16 protein-coding genes and 1 riboswitch are annotated in these 15,953 nt (G+C 58.8%); all 16 genes read right to left on the bottom strand.

Annotated elements, in window-relative coordinates:
• Nucleotides 1-65 precede the first annotated feature (65 nt).
• A complete protein-coding gene (cbiB, locus tag C8P63_RS03085) occupies nucleotides 66-1,028 on the bottom strand; it encodes an adenosylcobinamide-phosphate synthase CbiB (protein ID WP_108021875.1) in 963 nt (320 codons plus the stop codon).
• Nucleotides 1,025-1,729, bottom strand: coding sequence for an adenosylcobinamide amidohydrolase (locus C8P63_RS03080; RefSeq protein ID WP_170109463.1), 705 nt, complete (start codon nucleotides 1,727-1,729; stop codon nucleotides 1,025-1,027). The genes cbiB and C8P63_RS03080 overlap by 4 nt, the downstream gene beginning before the upstream one ends.
• The gene (locus tag C8P63_RS03075) at nucleotides 1,726-2,346 is read right to left on the bottom strand and encodes a histidine phosphatase family protein (RefSeq protein WP_108021873.1); all 621 of its coding nucleotides are present in this window, start codon (nucleotides 2,344-2,346) and stop codon (nucleotides 1,726-1,728) included. Before C8P63_RS03075 ends, C8P63_RS03080 begins: the two co-directional genes overlap by 4 nt.
• Nucleotides 2,343-3,080: an adenosylcobinamide-GDP ribazoletransferase gene (gene cobS / locus C8P63_RS03070; protein WP_108021872.1), complete on the bottom strand. Its 738-nt coding sequence runs from the start codon at nucleotides 3,078-3,080 to the stop codon at nucleotides 2,343-2,345. The genes C8P63_RS03075 and cobS overlap by 4 nt, the downstream gene beginning before the upstream one ends.
• Complete coding sequence (cobU, locus tag C8P63_RS03065; RefSeq protein ID WP_108021871.1) at nucleotides 3,077-3,613, bottom strand: bifunctional adenosylcobinamide kinase/adenosylcobinamide-phosphate guanylyltransferase; 537 nt, start codon at nucleotides 3,611-3,613, stop codon at nucleotides 3,077-3,079. Before cobU ends, cobS begins: the two co-directional genes overlap by 4 nt.
• Nucleotides 3,610-4,746 (bottom strand): threonine-phosphate decarboxylase CobD, encoded by a 1,137-nt coding sequence (cobD, locus tag C8P63_RS03060; protein ID WP_108021870.1) that lies wholly within the window; start codon nucleotides 4,744-4,746, stop codon nucleotides 3,610-3,612. The genes cobU and cobD overlap by 4 nt, the downstream gene beginning before the upstream one ends.
• A gap of 125 nt (nucleotides 4,747-4,871) precedes the next feature.
• Nucleotides 4,872-5,064: riboswitch (cobalamin riboswitch) on the bottom strand.
• Nucleotides 5,064-6,116 (bottom strand): nicotinate-nucleotide--dimethylbenzimidazole phosphoribosyltransferase, encoded by a 1,053-nt coding sequence (gene cobT, locus C8P63_RS03055; RefSeq protein ID WP_342748046.1) that lies wholly within the window; start codon nucleotides 6,114-6,116, stop codon nucleotides 5,064-5,066. It overlaps the preceding riboswitch by 1 nt.
• A 90-nt stretch (nucleotides 6,117-6,206) precedes the next feature.
• Nucleotides 6,207-6,728 carry a hypothetical protein gene (locus C8P63_RS03050; RefSeq protein ID WP_108021869.1) on the bottom strand — a complete coding sequence of 174 codons (522 nt, stop codon included), beginning with the start codon at nucleotides 6,726-6,728 and terminating at the stop codon, nucleotides 6,207-6,209.
• Between the two features lie 542 nt (nucleotides 6,729-7,270).
• Nucleotides 7,271-7,690, bottom strand: coding sequence for an arsenate reductase (thioredoxin) (gene arsC / locus C8P63_RS03045; RefSeq protein ID WP_108021868.1), 420 nt, complete (start codon nucleotides 7,688-7,690; stop codon nucleotides 7,271-7,273).
• A 13-nt stretch (nucleotides 7,691-7,703) separates the two neighbouring features.
• Nucleotides 7,704-8,744, bottom strand: a complete 1,041-nt coding sequence (arsB, locus tag C8P63_RS03040; protein ID WP_108021998.1) for an ACR3 family arsenite efflux transporter — start codon at nucleotides 8,742-8,744, stop codon at nucleotides 7,704-7,706.
• 27 nt (nucleotides 8,745-8,771) lie between these two features.
• Nucleotides 8,772-9,098: an ArsR/SmtB family transcription factor gene (locus C8P63_RS03035; RefSeq protein WP_245920644.1), complete on the bottom strand. Its 327-nt coding sequence runs from the start codon at nucleotides 9,096-9,098 to the stop codon at nucleotides 8,772-8,774.
• 928 nt (nucleotides 9,099-10,026) lie between these two features.
• A complete protein-coding gene (locus C8P63_RS03030; RefSeq protein WP_108021867.1) occupies nucleotides 10,027-10,662 on the bottom strand; it encodes a LysE family translocator in 636 nt (211 codons plus the stop codon).
• A gap of 261 nt (nucleotides 10,663-10,923) precedes the next feature.
• Nucleotides 10,924-11,634, bottom strand: coding sequence for a hypothetical protein (locus tag C8P63_RS03025; RefSeq protein WP_108021866.1), 711 nt, complete (start codon nucleotides 11,632-11,634; stop codon nucleotides 10,924-10,926).
• A 122-nt stretch (nucleotides 11,635-11,756) separates the two neighbouring features.
• The gene (locus tag C8P63_RS03020) at nucleotides 11,757-12,620 is read right to left on the bottom strand and encodes a GNAT family N-acetyltransferase (RefSeq protein WP_170109462.1); all 864 of its coding nucleotides are present in this window, start codon (nucleotides 12,618-12,620) and stop codon (nucleotides 11,757-11,759) included.
• A gap of 107 nt (nucleotides 12,621-12,727) precedes the next feature.
• Nucleotides 12,728-14,017 (bottom strand): isocitrate lyase, encoded by a 1,290-nt coding sequence (aceA, locus tag C8P63_RS03015; RefSeq protein WP_108021864.1) that lies wholly within the window; start codon nucleotides 14,015-14,017, stop codon nucleotides 12,728-12,730.
• A 48-nt stretch (nucleotides 14,018-14,065) separates the two neighbouring features.
• Nucleotides 14,066-15,658, bottom strand: a complete 1,593-nt coding sequence (gene aceB / locus C8P63_RS03010; RefSeq protein WP_170109480.1) for a malate synthase A — start codon at nucleotides 15,656-15,658, stop codon at nucleotides 14,066-14,068.
• Between the last annotated feature and the right edge of the window lie 295 nt (nucleotides 15,659-15,953).

The raw sequence follows: 15,953 nt of genomic DNA, 5'->3' as shown, positions 1-15,953 counted from the left end.
TCACAGAGCACAAGCTCGCCTTCCTTTCAACACCCGTTACTGGACAGTCCACCGTCCTGACCCCACTATCCACTTACAGTGTAACAGATCAGGGCCAGGAGAAGTACATACACCCAGCCGGCCGCTTTCAAAATCCGGACCGATTCCCGGATGTCTTCCGGTTCCTTCGGCCTCGATGGATCCCCGAGGAACGCCCGGTGGGAAAGGGTGCCCCGGTATCGGTTGGTTCCGCCGAGCTGGATTCCCAATCCCCCGGCCATCAGGGATTCGGTGATTCCGCTGTTGGGACTGGGATGCTTTCCCGCATCCCGTCGGAGAATCCGCCATGCCCTCCGGGGGGAGTGTCCGGTCCACCACAGTGCGGTCAGCAGGGGGAGAACGGTCAGCCGGGCCGGAAGCCAGTTGGCCAGATCATCCAGACGGGCGGAGGCCCAGCCCAGGTGGAGGTACCGTTCATCCTTGTACCCGACCATGGAGTCCAGCGTGTTGACCGCCCGGTAGGCCAGGGCCAGCGGGGCTCCCCCGACGGCGGCGAAAAAAAGGGGCGCCGTAACCGCATCAACCAGATTTTCCGCCGTCGTCTCCACCGCCCCCCGCACCACTTCCGGTTCATCCAGCTCCTCCGTGTCCCGCCCCACCACCATGGACAGCGCCTTCCGGGCCTGTGCCAGATTCCCCGCCGCAAGGGCACGGTAGATGGAGAGGGCGGCATCCGCCAAGCCACGGGTGGCGAGCGTGGTGGCAATCAGCCAGACTTCCAGGACGAAAGCCGCCCACCGGGAAAGGGCTCCCACCCCGGACAGGAGAAGGAAGGACAGGAGCCAGACGGAGCCGACCACCGTCAGCGGCAAGAGGCATCCAATCAGCCGTTCTACACCCCTGCCCGGCTTCCGCTCCGTCAGGGGGTGCAGGAGCTTTTCCACGCGGGTGATCAGCCAACCCATCCCCACCACCGGATGGGGCAGGCGGCGGGGATCTCCCACGATCCGGTCGATGAGATGCGCCAGCAACAAGGCCCAAGGGATCATCGACGGACTGCCTCCCCTGCCCTCAACAGCGCCTCCCGGACCGCCTCAAAGACGGCCCGGCCCCCCGCCTGTCCCAGGGGACTGGCCGGACCGCCGTAGGCATGGACATAGCGGTCCCGGGTTTCTCCGGTCACCGCGATCACCACCGCGTCCGTGGTCGTTCCGGTGGCGGGCCTCCCTTCCCGGTCTGTGATCCTCAGCTCCTCCAGGGCGGCGGTCTTGGCTTCGGTCACGGTGATGACGGTGTTGACCATGGCTGCTTCCGTCACCTGTCCGTCCACCAGCAGAATCGTGTTGATCGTGCCCGGTTCCGGACAGCGGGTATAAACAGGGCCGTCCGTCCCCGCCCGGGCGGCATTGCTCACTCCGGCGGTGACAACGGCGGCGACCCGGACACGGGTCGACTCCGCCTCCACCACCGCCGCGTCCTTGATTGAGGCGGCGGTCAGCATGGCCGCCGTCTTCCCGGGATCATAACCGTGCTGGGCTAACCAACGCCGCGTCTCCCCCACCGGATCGGTTTCACGGTAACCCTTGTCCACCTGTCGGTTGACGATGGTTTGGGTGTGGAAGAATCCGCCGCCCAGAGGGGCGCTGGACAGCACCGTCAGCGGGGCTTGGGAACGGAGGGATAAGTGAGTGTCCATCCGGTGGAGGCGCAGGGTGTTTTGATTGAACAGTTTGCGGATCATCGGTTTCATGAATTCCCTCCCTCTCTCTCTTCGGCACGGAGCGGAACCTCCCGCCACGTCGTCCCGTTCCATTCCGCCGACAAAAGAACCCCGTGGGGGAGTCTCCTCTCCCAGAACGCATCGGGATCTCCTTTGATGTGACGGGAGAAAAACCAGCGGATGGGACCGCCGTGGCTGACCGCCGCCACCCACTCCCCGCCCTCCCGGTGGCGATGGAGGACTTCTTCCAGCCACCGTCCCAGCCGTTCTTCCATTTGGCCCAATGTCTCCCCCGCCGGCGGCGGAACCCGGACCGGGTCGGAAAGCCACCGGTGGAGGGCCGTCGGAAACCGGGCGCGGATTTCTTCATAGGTCCACCCCTCCCAATCCCCGAAGGAAAGCTCCCGCAGCAGGGGGGTGGGTTCCACCCGGGCTTCCGCCAGCCGGGTCAGAAGAGGTTCCGCCGTCTGACGGGAACGGAGCAAATCGCTGACATACACATGACGGATCGGGTGGGCGGCCAGTCGTTCCGCCACCGATGCCGCCTGGCGGCGGCCGTTTTCATTCAGGGGCACATCCAGGTGGCCGCAGTACCGCCCTTCGCGGTTTAATTCTGTCTCCCCGTGGCGAATCCAGATCAGCCTCATGGATCCACAACCTCCAGCCACAACCACAAAAGGAGCATCCACGCTTCCGTCCCTTCCACCAGCGCCCCGTACACATCCCCGGTAAATCCGCCGATCCGCCGGATCACCACCCGGGCGGTCCACCCAACCAACAGGGCCGCCCCCACCGGAAACAGGAGCCCCCACCCGCCGAGAGCGGCCACCGACACCCCCAGGGTGATCAGGGTGGCCCCCGCCAGCCGGGGACCTGTCAGACCTTCCCGCAATCCGAGTCCGATCCCGTCTTCCCGACGATACGGATAAAAGCGGATGGCCAACAGGATGGACCAGCGGCCGACGGTCGGAGCCACCAACAGCGGGACCCAAAGCGGGGCGGGAGCAGAGGCCAGCACCGCCGCTTTCAGCAGCAGGAGGAACAAAGCCGCCAGCACCCCCATCGCCCCCACCCGGCTGTCCTTCATGATCTCCAGCGTCCGCTCCGGTCCCCGGTTGGAACCGAAACCGTCGGCGGTATCCATCAGACCGTCCAGATGAAGCCCCCCGGTGAGTCCCACCCACACCCCCAGCAACAGCACGCCCCGGACTGCGGAGGGGAAAAAGCCGGCCACCAAAAGATCGAAGAGAATCAGGGCAAAACCGATCACCAACCCGGCGACGGGGTAGTAAAGGGTGCTCCGGGGCCAACCTTCGGGATCGGTTCTCCGGGGGACGGGAAAGCGCGTCAGAAAGGAGAGGGCGACGAAAAACGCGTTCATCCTTTCACCCTCCAGGGAACACCGGAGACCACCATCCAAACTTCTTCCGCCCGCTCCGCCGCCCGCTGGTTGACGGTTCCCAGAGCGTCCTGGAACTGTCGGCCCATCCGGTTCATCGAGACGCCGCCCAGTCCCGCTTCCGACGTGACCAGGACCGCCTCCCGACCCTCCAGGGCATCCAGCAGCCGGATCGTTTCCCTTTCCATTTCCCGTTCAAAGGCATCTCCCGGCTCCCCGATCCGCCCCTCGGGCAACGCCATCAACCGGTTGGCCACCCAGGCGGACAGACAGTCCACCAAGATCCCGTCCCACCCTTGTGCTTCCTTCACGGCATCGGCCGGGTCCTTCGGGGCTTCCGCCAACTCCCAGGCAGCGGGGCGGCGTTCCCGGTGGCGGGCGATCCGCCTCTCCATTTCCCCGTCTCCCGGAAATCCGGTGGCCACATACAGAATGCGCTCCCCGCATTTCGAGGCCAAGGCTTCGGCAAAACGGCTTTTCCCGGAACGAACCCCCCCGGTGACCAGACGGATCATGACCCGACCCTCCCCGCGCGGAAAAGAGCGTCCTCCATCGCCGAGAGGAGCCGGCGGTTCTCCTTCCGTCCCCGTACCGCGACCCGGACGTAGCGGCCGTCCAGCCCCGGATAAGTGGAGCCGTCCCGGATCATGATGCCCCGCTCCCCCAGCTCCCGTTGCAACCAACGGGAAGGGATCGGGCCTCCCACATTCTCCGCCACCCGGAGCAGGAGGTAGTTCGCCTCCCCCGGCAGCACATCCACCCCGGGAAGGGACGCCAGGCCACGGGCCAGCGCCGGACGTTCCTCCGCCAGCCAGCTCCGCGTTTGTTCTTCAAATTCCCGGTCTCCGAGCGCCGCTGTACCGGCCTCCTGGGCCACCCCATTGACGCTCCAGGGGATTTGCCATTCCGCCAGCTTCCGGATCCACTCCGGGGCAGCCACCGCATACCCCAACCGCAACCCCGGGATGGCGTAAAATTTGGTCATGGAACGGAAGAGAATCGTGGTGGGAAACTCTTCCAAACGGGGCAGCAGGGAGATCTCCTCTCCCGGGGGGAGAAAATCGAGAAAGGCTTCGTCCACCGCGAGGACCGTTCCCCGGCGGGTCGCCTCTTCCGCCGCGGCCACCAGGTCTTCGAAGGGGATCCGGGTGCCGGTGGGGTTGTTGGGATGGCCGACCCAGGCCAGGTCCACTTCCCGGATCCAGGCCAGAAGCGCTTTCCGTTCCGGAAGGAACGCCCGGTCCCATTCCGTCTTCAGGGGGACGATTTCCTGCCCCCGCTTCCTCGCTGCCGCTTCGTATTCGGCGAAGGAGGGGTGAATCACTCCGACCCGGCGGGGACGGGCCGCCGAATGGAGGAGATCGATCAATTCCGCCCCTCCGTTTCCAATCAGCACCTGCTCCGGATCCACTCCCAACCGCCCGGCCAAGGCGCTCCGGAGGGAGCGGGCGGCGGGATCCGGGTAACGGGAGAGGGTGGAGCATTCCGGATCGTTCCAGATCCGCCGAAGTATGTCCAGCACCCCGGTTGGCGGACCGAGGGGGTTGATATTGGCGCTGAAATCGAGGAACGATCCGGCTTCCCGGCCGAAGCGCTCCCCGGCGGTCCACCGGTCCCCTCCGTGCCCGTACCGTTCCAAACTTTCCATGGGGTCACAACCTTTCATCAAAATAAAAAACACTTTCCGCGTTCAGGGAGGAAAGTGTCCAGCAACGGGGAAACCCCATCCTCGGGACCCCGTCCTGCCGAACACCTCCCCTTCCGCGCGGATCGTCGGTGTTGTCGGAAAAGGCAGGTCTCCTGGCTCCCGGATCCCCGCGGCTCCGTTCGCCCGGCCTTCCCATCCTGACGGACAGTGGCCCGGCTTGCCGCTCCCCGGTCACAGTGGCGGGACCGCGCCGGATTTACACCGGCTTCCCTCTTGCGGGGGCGAAAGACTCGCCCCGCCTTTTCCCCTTGGTTCCGTTATCCATTCAGCCCCAGTTCCGAAAACGTGGCCATTTCCTTCGCCGTCGTCACTGCCCCGTCGAAAAGGGGAAAAGCGAGAACGGCTCCGCTCCCTTCCCCCAGCCGCATGCCGGCCGTGATCAAGGGCTTCAACCCGAGGTCCTCCAACAGGACCCCGTGGGCGGGTTCCGCAGACCGATGGGAGGCAAACAAACAGGCACGAACACCGGGAGCCAGTCGGACCGCGGCCAGCGCAGCCACCGTGGAGATCAAACCGTCCACCACCACCGGCAGCCGATGACGTGCCGCCCCCAGGATGAATCCCGTCATGGCCGCGATTTCCAGTCCACCCACCTTGGCCAACCCATCCAGCGGGTCCGCCGGATCGGGGCGGTTCACTTCCAGGCTGCGGGTGATCACCTCCCGCTTTCGCTCCAGGCCGTCATCATCCAGCCCGGTTCCCCGGCCGGTCAGTTCACGGACCGGTTTCCCCGTGAGAACCGCGGCGACCGCTGAGGCGGAGGTGGTGTTCCCGATACCCATCTCGCCCACTGCCGCCAACTGAATTCCATTCTCTTTCCACTGAAGGGCCAGGTCCGCCCCCACCCGGAGAGCTTTCAAAGTTTCCTCCCTTGTCATGGCGGGTCCCCGGGCCATATTGGCGGTGCCGAAGCGGACTTTCCGGTCCAGGACGCCTTCCGGCAGGGGTTCCAGGCGGCTTCCCACATCCACCACCGACACTTCCGCACCGAAGCGGCGGGCCAGCACGGTGACCGCCGCTTTCCCGCGGCTGAAGTTCCCGATCATGAGACCCGTCACCTCGGCGGGATAGGCGCTGACCCCTTCTTCGGTCACTCCGTGATCGCCGCAGAAGACCGCCACCCCTTTCCGTTCGATGTCCGGAACGGTTTCACCCGTGATCCCCGCCAGCCGGATCACAATCTCTTCCAGATCCCCCAGGGCGCCCAGGGGTTTGGTCAACTGATCCATATGATTCCGGGCTTCTTTTTCCGCCTTTTCATCCGTGACCGGGATCTCCATCAATCCCTTCAACCATTGGTCCTTTTCCAACCGGATCTCCCTTTCTCTGTTTGATCGGTCCTCCCTCATTGTACCGTTCGTAAAACGGGAGGAACAGTCCCGGGACTTCCGGACCCCCTTTCACACCTGGAACCGTTCTCCCGGCTGGGAGGATAAGGGACGGTCCACCGTCTCCGAAAGCCGGTCTTTCACTGCCACGTAACGCCGGTTCGCCTCTTCCCAGATCTCGTCCAGATCATAGTCGATCCGGGCGTCATCCGGTTTGTCTTGGTGAAAACGGATGGCATCCACCATCACGTGAAAGGACTCCGCCATGGTTTGTACCGACTGATGAAACTCTTCGGAAAACAAAAATTCCGCTTTTGCTTGCGCTCTCCCGTATGCGGTCACTGTCTTTTCCAGAGCTGCCGGATCCACTTTGCCGCTCTGTTTCCAATGCCCCAGCATCCGGTGAAAATGAATCAACTCCGCGTAAAACTCCAACAGCAGCCGGCGCCAGAAATCCCGTTCCAAGCGCTGTTGCAACTCCCGGATCATCGACTGGCTGACTTTCACCTGTCGGTGAAGATGCCGGTACAACAGCCAACCGGTGGCCCAGGACCCCACTGCTGTTCCGATCAGGGCATAAAGAAATGCACTCATGCTTTCCCTCCGCTTCATGGTCCCCCGATGAACACAAGAGGCAAAGATCGGTACTGAATTCTTCTATATTTTAACACTTGTCGTCATGTTTGGACACAGATCCATCCGACTCCGGTGCAAAAATTTGATCGTAAAAAGAGCCGTCCGAAGATGGACGGCGATCGAGGAGAAGGAAAGAGCCCCCTATGTATCGTCAACCCTTGAAAGGAGGTGGAAGGTGCAACCGGAGAAGTCCATTCAACCCCGGATCCGAACTATTACTCCGTCAACCAAGTCATGCTGAAGGCCTTCTGTGAGGAACTATCCCGCCGCTTCCACCTGACCGAAGCGATGATCACTCCATGAGCGTTTCCTGGACGATCCGAAAAGCATAGGAAGAGGATTGGCGGCAGATTCAAGTCATCTATAACCAAGGAATTGATATGGGACTTGCCGTTTTGTTGATGTGATGGCCATGAAGAAATATTTATCACCGAGCCAAAAATAGACCGCACCCAAAAGGGTGCGGTTTCGTTATCGATTTTAGCTTTCGATCGCCAGTTTTATTGGGTTTCGTCTGCAAATCGACGGATTCGCTCTTCAATTTCATCCCGAACCCGTCGGAATACTTCCCATACCTCTTCCGGCGTTCCTTCCGCCTTCGCCGGATCGTCAAGGCCCCAGTGGATCCGTTGGACTTGGGGCGGGGTCATAGGGCAGGTTTCGTTGGCGTCCCCGCACAGGGTGATGACGTAATCGGCTTTGTTCAGAATATCCGGATCGATCACCTCCGAAGTCTGATCGGAAATGTCGATCCCTTTTTCCTTCATCGCTTTAATCGCCTTGGGATTTAATCCGTGGGGTTCGATTCCGGCACTATAAACGTTGAACCGATCGCCGAGGATTTTTTTACCGAATCCCTCGGCCATTTGGCTGCGGCAGGAGTTGCCGGTACAGAGGAAATAGACCGTCTTTTTATTCATGTTTTCGCCTCCTTTACGCTTGTTTGGCTTGGAAATACTTGCGTTGGAACCAGAAGGCCACATTCACCAAAGCGATCAGGACCGGGACTTCCACCAAGGGACCGATCACGGCAGCAAAGGCGGCCCCAGAGTGGATCCCGAACACGCCGATGGCGACAGCAATGGCCAACTCAAAGTTGTTGCTGGCTGCCGTGAAGGAGAGGGAGACGGTTTTAGAGTAATCGGCGCCCACCTTCTTCCCCATATAGAACGACACCAGGAACATGATCACGAAGTAGATTACCAGTGGAATGGCGATACGAACCACGTCCAAGGGCAATTGGAGCACCAGCTCCCCTTTCAAAGAAAACATAACGATGATGGTAAACAGAAGAGCAATCAAGGTAAGCGGGCTGATCACCGGGATGAATTCATTTTCATACCACTCCCGGCCCTTGGCCTTCACGAGAGCCAACCGAGTCAACATGCCGGCCACGAAGGGAACCCCCAAGTAAATCAATACACTTTCCGCCACCTGAGCCATGGTGATGTTCACAACTGCTCCTTTCATGCCGAGCCATTTTGGGATCAGGGTGATGAAGAAGTAGGCATAAAAGGAGTAAAACACGATTTGGAAGACGGAATTGAACGCGACCAGACCCGCAGCATACTCCCGGTTTCCATTGGCAAGATCGTTCCAAACGATAACCATGGCGATGCAGCGGGCCAATCCAATCAGGATCAGGCCGACCATATATGCGGGGTCATCGCGCAAAAAAAGGATGGCCAAGACGAACATCAACACCGGGCCAATGATCCAGTTCTGCACCAGGGACAATCCGAGGATCCGCGTATTTCGGAACACTTGACCCAACTCTTCGTACCGGACCTTAGCCAGCGGGGGATACATCATTAGAATGAGGCCGATGGCGATCGGGATGGAGGTTGTGCCAACCTGGTAGCCCGTCAGGGTGTCCACCATTCCGGGAAAGAGATAACCCGAAGCGATTCCCACGATCATCGCCAGAAAGATCCACAAAGTTAAGTATCGATCCAAAAAAGACAACCGTCTCATCACACCACTCATGATGTCCCATCCTTTCTAATTGCAAATCACTTTTTTGCCGTTGTTCTTCAGTTGTTCGATTTCTTCCCGAAGATCGGGTAAGGTTTCAATCACTCCCTTAAACAAGGGATATTGGCTCCCGTCCAGGGAGTAGAAAACCCATTGCCCCTGCCGGCGTTCCTTGACCAAACCGATGCTTTTTAAGCGTCGCATATGCTGAGAAACGGTGGGTTGTGATAGTTGGAGGATCTCCACCAGTTCGCAGACACACAGTTCTTCGCATTTCAATAAAGCCAGGATACGCAAACGGGTCTGATCCCCGAGCACTTTGTGATACTCGGCCAACTGATCCAATGCCATCATCCTTTATCGCCACTCCTTCCAAGACATTGCTTATGCTTAAGCCTTCCGTTACTCAAAAAAGAATGCTCCTGTTGCAGGAGTCAGACGTAGGGAGTACTGTTATTATAAACAGGTTAGTAATAATATTGCAATATACCTATATAACGTTGTATCTAATTCCAATAAGTGGTCAAATTGCGGATTCAGTAACGGTGCTGGTTCTGGCCCGTCCAGGATATCTGGAGGGACCATTCGTCGCAGAATATCGGTTCTACGATGAAAATCGAGGCTGAACAGGCCGATAATGCTGGATAGATGGTATTTATCCCTTGGAATTTTTAACGATCCTTAGAGCAGATGGATTGACGCAAATCAGGCGATTCCTGTGCTTAGCCCAGGATTTTGTTAAATGGCTGGCGAGACCCCTAGAAAAATCCCGGGCGGTCTTGTGCCGGCGCGATCACTGGCGACAATCACCCAAAACACCATACTGCAATCTATAGAGATCACCACTTGAAGATCAGGAAGGAACATCGTGAAAGCAGGCTTTTATCCTGGACCCATTCCGTCTCAACGGCTGCCCCGACCCGACCTGCCACCGCCTCCAACACCCTGGCCCTATCCGGATCCAATTCCTTATACACCACCATCTATACCGCCTGATTATCCTGTCATGGACCCACGGCGGTATAGATATCGAATCGATTGGTACCCACCAATCCCTTAAAAATAGACCCACGCCGGATACCTGCGGGAGCCCTTTTTCAAGGATTTTGCTTATAGGATCGATGATCCATCGGAAAAGTGGACAAAAACTTTTCCCCCTCCGCCCTTGACGGGGACGAGTCGGACCGGTTCCGTCTTTGGTGCCGACGGAACTCAGAAAGATGGCTTTCCAAGCTCTTCCTGCCAATCACGCTGATCGTTTTCACCTTTGACCTCTCCGGATTCATTGGTGTTCCATTGACAACAACCGCGCTCCCAGCAGAGCATAGATTCCCGCCTTGCCCCGGTCCACCCACCTGGAGACGGCAACGTTCGCCATGAAGTTTCGGCCCAGCCGGTGGGCGGCCAATGAAACGACGGCAAACACCAAAAAGGCCTGCACCATAAAGATCACACCCAAAAGGATCATCTGCACCGAAACGGAACCCGCTTCCGGCGAGACAAACTGGGGGAGAAACGCCAAAAAGAAAAGAGAAACTTTCGGGTTTAAGAGGTTCATCAGGATCCCCTTGCGGTACAGGGCAAAGAACGGGCGTTTCCGCCCTTCCACCGCTAAAGACCCGGTGTGGGCGGCCCCCGCTTCCCTGAGGGATTGCCAGGCCAAATAAAAGAGATAAAGCGCCCCCGCGACTTTTAACGTCTGAAAAGCGAGGGAGGAATGATACAGGACAGCGGAGACACCCAGGGCTGCCGCCGTCGTGTGGACCATCAATCCCGTGCACAGTCCCAGGGCAACGGCGATTCCGTCCTTCGGATTGCGGGTGATGCTCTGGGTGATGACAAACAGAATGTCCGGTCCGGGCATCAACGTCAGCATGATCGAGATTCCCGTAAATGTGAGCAGGTTGGTCCCATCCATCGATAAACCCTCGCTTTCCGGTCAATGAATATGTCCCACCATACGAAAACCGGGGAACTGATCTGGAAGCGCTGTGATTGAATGTTCGTTTCGGGAAAAGGGGAAGCGTTTACCCAAACCAGCTGTCCTGCCCAGCGGAGAATCAGCCTGCAAATCGGATCAATCCACGGGCACAGATCCGATAACCCTTCTTTCCAACACGATTCCCCGATCCTTTCCCAAAACCAGGCCCTTCGATTCAGAAGGACCTGGTTTGTCCCATTACAACGTCACCCCCGCCCGGTTGGCCTGGTTGAGGAGGGACTGCCACTTTTTCTTCTCTTCGTCGCTCATCACATCGCCGGTCAGATACAACACCGTGCAGATTCCCTCATGGGTGGTGAGAAACCGGGCGTATCCGTACATGTTACCCTGGGGATTCCCGGTCAACGACAGTTCCACCAGCATGTTGTCCCGATCCTGGGAAAGGACCTTCCAGGTCACCGTTCCCTGGCTTTCTTCCTCCATTCCCCGCTTCATGACTTCCGCAGTCTGGGAAACGCTCGCCTGATGGTGCAGTCCTTTGAAAAAGTGGACGCCGATGAGCTCCCGGCTGAGATCGGAGGGTTGCCCGTCGGGCGTGAATTCCGTGTATTCGTGGTTGGTGTCCAGGATCTGAAAGTCCACCTGCTGCCAATTGCGATCATCGGCCAGGATGGTGATGTTGCTCGCCTCCAATTTCTTTCCGTCCAAGAGACCGGCTCCGTCACCGGCCGCCGGCCCCTCCGCTCCATCGGTGCTGTCGGGAGCGTCAGGCGATGGTTCGTCGGTGGAGGGCTCTTCTTCCTCTTTTTTCGCCACTTCTTTTTCTTTCTGAGATTCTTCCATCTGAGCACGGCTGGCGTCTATCCACTCTTTGGCCGCCAGGGAGCAACCGCTCGCAAAACACAGGACGGAAGCCGCAATAAACGCCGCCAGCCATTTTAACGGCAATGCCAACACCTCTTTGATTTGATAAATAAAAATATTTTCTCCGCTTCAATTGTATGTAAGATTTCCCTTTCCGTCACTAGGAAGAAAGACATAGCCGAACGGAGAGATCCCGCGGGAATTCCCTATCCGAATGCCTGGGAAGCGACGGCGATAAGGTTTTTCCCGGAAGGAAGCAAGACCCCGTCCTTCAACATGACCGGCGGCTTTCGCTCCCGTACAAAGCCGTTTCGGATAAGCCAATCCGACAACCCCCGGTGCCCGGAGAAAAGATCGATGCGCATCGGACCCGGATGCCCTGAGGCGATCCGGTGGATCAGCCAGGCGGCCGAGGCTGGATCCGGAGCGATGACGGGACCGATCAGCAACACGTCCGGCCCCTGCACTCCCAAGGCGAACCCCGAAATTTCCCCGGTCGGACTCCGGAAAAGTACACGCTCCCTCGCCTGCCGGATCCTCCATTTGAGCAAAGTCTCCCGGTTGGCCCCAAAGACTTTCCGGTCCAGCTTGAGCACCGGCTCAATGTCCGCCTCCGTCAGGGGTCGGAGGATACCGTCTCCTTCCTCCGACGGCTTTTGCCCCGACCAGCGCTTCGCCACCAGCTTGTCCAAGGTGTCCACCATTCTGAACCCCAACTTTTCATAGAGGGGCACCCCTTCCTCCGTGGCGACAAGCGTGACGGGAAACCCGGGGACTTCCCCCAGACAGGCCCGGATGGCTTCCGTCGCCAATCCCTTTCTCCGGTAACCCGGATCCACCATAACCACCCCCAGAGAAGCCAGGTTGCCGTAGGGAAAGATGGCAGCGGTGGAGATCACCTTTCCCGCCCCGTTTCGATGGCCGAAAAACACACCGGACCGCATCATCCCCTCCACGTCCTTTTCTGAATAATCCCAGCCCAAATTTTCGGAAAGTCCGACGATGGCTCCGATTTCGTTCCGGGATAACCGGTGAAAGTCATACTGGAGGATGCTTTCATCCTGAATCAACCCCCGCACCTCCTCTTGTTCATCCATGATACCACAAAAGGAACGCTTGTTCGTGATGCAAATGGAAAAACCGCCACCCCTGAGGGTGGCGGCGAAAGAAACAGCCTTTATTTTGCGGCGGTGAACTGCGCTTCTTCCGTGGATCCTTTGAGGGCGGTGGTGGAAGAGGAGCCACTGGTGATGGTCATGGAGACGGCATCGAAGTATCCGGTCCCCACCTCCCGCTGGTGGCGGGTGGCGCTGTATCCGTGAACTTCGTTGGCAAATTCCCGCTCCTGGAGCTGGGAGTAGGCAGCCATCCCCGTTTCCCTGTAACCGTTGGCCAGTTCGAACATGCTGTTGTTGAGGGAATGGAAGCCGGCCAGGGTGATGAACTGGAATTTGTACCCCATCTCGCCCAGTTCGTCCTGGAATCGGGCAATGGTATCGTCGTCCAGGTGTTTTTTCCAATTGAAGGAGGGGGAGCAGTTGTAAGCCAGCATTTTACCCGGGAATCGCTCATGGATGGCTTCGGCGAACCGCCGGGCTTCCTCCAGGTCCGGAGTGGAGGTCTCACACCAGATCAAGTCAGCGTAGGGAGCGTAGGCCAGGCCCCGGGCGATGGCGGTCTCCAGACCGCAGCGCTGACGGTGGAACCCTTCCGTTGTCCGCTCGCCGGTGAGGAACCGGTGATCCGATGGATCGACGTCACTGGTGATCAATTCTGCCGCGTTGGCGTCCGTGCGGGCCACCAGGATCGTGGGCACTCCCATCACATCGGCGGCCAGACGGGCGGAAATGAGGTTGCGCACCGCCTGGGAAGTCGGAATCAACACTTTCCCGCCGAGGTGGCCGCATTTTTTCTCGGAGGCCAACTGATCCTCGAAGTGAACCCCGGCCGCTCCGGCTTCGATCATCGCTTTCATCAGTTCAAAGACGTTCAGGGGGCCGCCGAAGCCGGCTTCCGCATCGGCCACGATGGGGGCAAACCAGTCCCGTTGGGCTCCTCCTTCCGCGTGCTCGATCTGGTCTGCCCGCTGAAGCGCCTGGTTGATCCGCTTCACGACATGGGGAACGCTGTTGGCCGGGTAGAGGCTCTGATCCGGGTACATCTGCCCGGCGAGGTTGGCGTCGGCGGCCACTTGCCACCCGGAGAGATAAATCGCTTTCAAACCGGCTTTGACTTGCTGAACCGCCTGGTTTCCGGTCAGGGCTCCGAGGGCTTTGACATGGTGCTCCTCCTGAAGTAACTTCCACAGCCGTTCTGCACCCCGGCGGGCCAACGTATGCTCGATGTGGATCGAACCGCGGAGTTTCAGTACCTCTTCGGCGCTGTACGGGCGCTCGATACCTTGCCAGCGGGAGTCGTTCTCCCAGGATTCCCGCAGCTTTTTCGCTTCTTCTTGGATGGTGGTCATTTTCAACCTCTCCTTTAATCTTTATTTGAAATGTATGGGGCGGCGGCTTCAGAGCCGCTCATATCCCGGCAGGGTGAGAAACTCCACGAATTCATCGGAGACGGTCAGCGCATCGAAAAGATCCTTCGCCTCCGTGAACCGCCCGGCGGAGAACCGTTCCTCCCCGATCGTTTCCCGGATCTTCTCCAACTCTTCTTCCACCGTGCGGCGGAAAAGGTCCACCGTCACTCTCCGTCCGTCTTCCAGCACCCCCTTGGGGTGGCGGATCCACTGCCACACCTGGGCCCGGGAGATTTCGGCCGTGGCCGCGTCTTCCATCAGGTGGTTGATACCCACCGCCCCGTAACCCCGGAGCCAGGCTTCCATGTATTGGATCCCCACACTCACGTTTTGGCGCAATCCCTCTTCCGTGATGGGACCCTCGGGAACCTGGCACAGATCCTTTGCGGTGACCTCCACGTCTCCCCGCTTCTTGTCGATCTGGTTCGGATGAAGCATGTGTTTGTCAAAGACTTCTTTGGCGACAGGCACCAACGCCGGATGGGCCACCCAAGTGCCGTCATGACCGTCGAGGGCCTCCCGTTCCTTATCAGCCCGAACCTTGGAGAGAGCGGCTTCGTTGGCTTCAGGGTCGTTCCGGACCGGAATCTGGGCCGCCATCCCTCCGATGCAGTGGGCGTTCCGTTTGTGGCACGTTTGGACCGCCAGCAGGGTGTAGGCCCGCATGAAGGGAACCGTCATCGTCACCAGGGACCGGTCCGGAAGAATCACTTCCGGACGGTTACGGAAGCGCTTGATGCAGCTGAAGATGTAATCCCAACGCCCGCAGTTGAGCCCCGCGGAGTGTTCCTTCAGTTCGTAGAGGATTTCATCCATCTCAAAGGCGGCGGTGATCGTTTCGATCAGGACGGTCGCCTTGATGGTGCCCGGAGCGATCTTCAGCTCCTTCTGGGCGAAGAGAAATACATCGTTCCACAGGCGGGCTTCCAAGTGATTTTCCAGCTTCGGAAGATAAAAATAAGGGCCGGATCCTTTTTTCAGCAGGGGTTTGGCGTTATGGAAAAAGTACAGTCCGAAGTCGAAAAGGCCGCCGGGAACGGGTCGGCCGTCCACCGTGACGTGCTTTTCATCCAGGTGCCAGCCCCTCGGACGGATGAGGAGTACCGCCGGTTTCTCCTTCAGTTGGTAACGCTTCCCGTCGGGGTTGATGAAACGGATCGTCCCGTTGACGGCATCGCGCATGTTGATCTGACCCTGGATGCAGTTCTCCCAAGTGGGAGAGTTGGCATCCTCAAAGTCCGCCATGAACACCTTCGCCCCGGAGTTGAGGGCGTTGATCACCATCTTCCGGTCGGAAGCGGGACCGGTGATCTCCACCCTCCGGTCCCGAAGGTCGTAGGGAACCGGATCGATGGACCAGGAACGGTTCCGGATCTCTTCGGTCTCCTTCCGAAACCCGGGCCCCCGACCCTCATCGATCTCCTTTTGGCGCCGTTCCCTGTTATGCAACAGACGGTCCCGGTCATCGGTAAAATTCCGTGCCAGTTTTGCCACGAATTCCAAGGCCTCGGGAGTCAGGATTTCTCCAAATTCCCCGGTTATCTCCCCCTTCACTTCCACATCTTTGGGGAGTGAGGAAATCTCTGTGTTCACGGAAGGTCACTCCTTTGGGTTGACGTCTGTTCAGATACAGAGTGATTAACTCGTGTTGTATTATATAACAGTAAAGCCGAAATTGACAAGACTTTTTTCCCATTTCGAATAAAAAGGCTTTTCATACACCCGGAGGTCAACGCCGAGCGCGGCAAGTCACTGCCCTCGGGTCGGCATCCTGTTATGTTACAGGCGGCCCGCCATAAAAAGGATCTTCGGACAAAAACGACGAAGGAATGTCATCCACCGCGTTTGTTATAATGGAGAAAAGGTTCAGCGGAGG

The organism is Melghirimyces profundicolus, from assembly GCF_003054245.1.
In the GTDB taxonomy this organism is placed as follows: Bacteria; Bacillota; Bacilli; order Thermoactinomycetales; family DSM-45169; genus Melghirimyces; species Melghirimyces profundicolus.
Note: the sequence above shows the minus strand (reverse complement) of the source record. Positions and strands in the feature narration are given on the sequence as shown.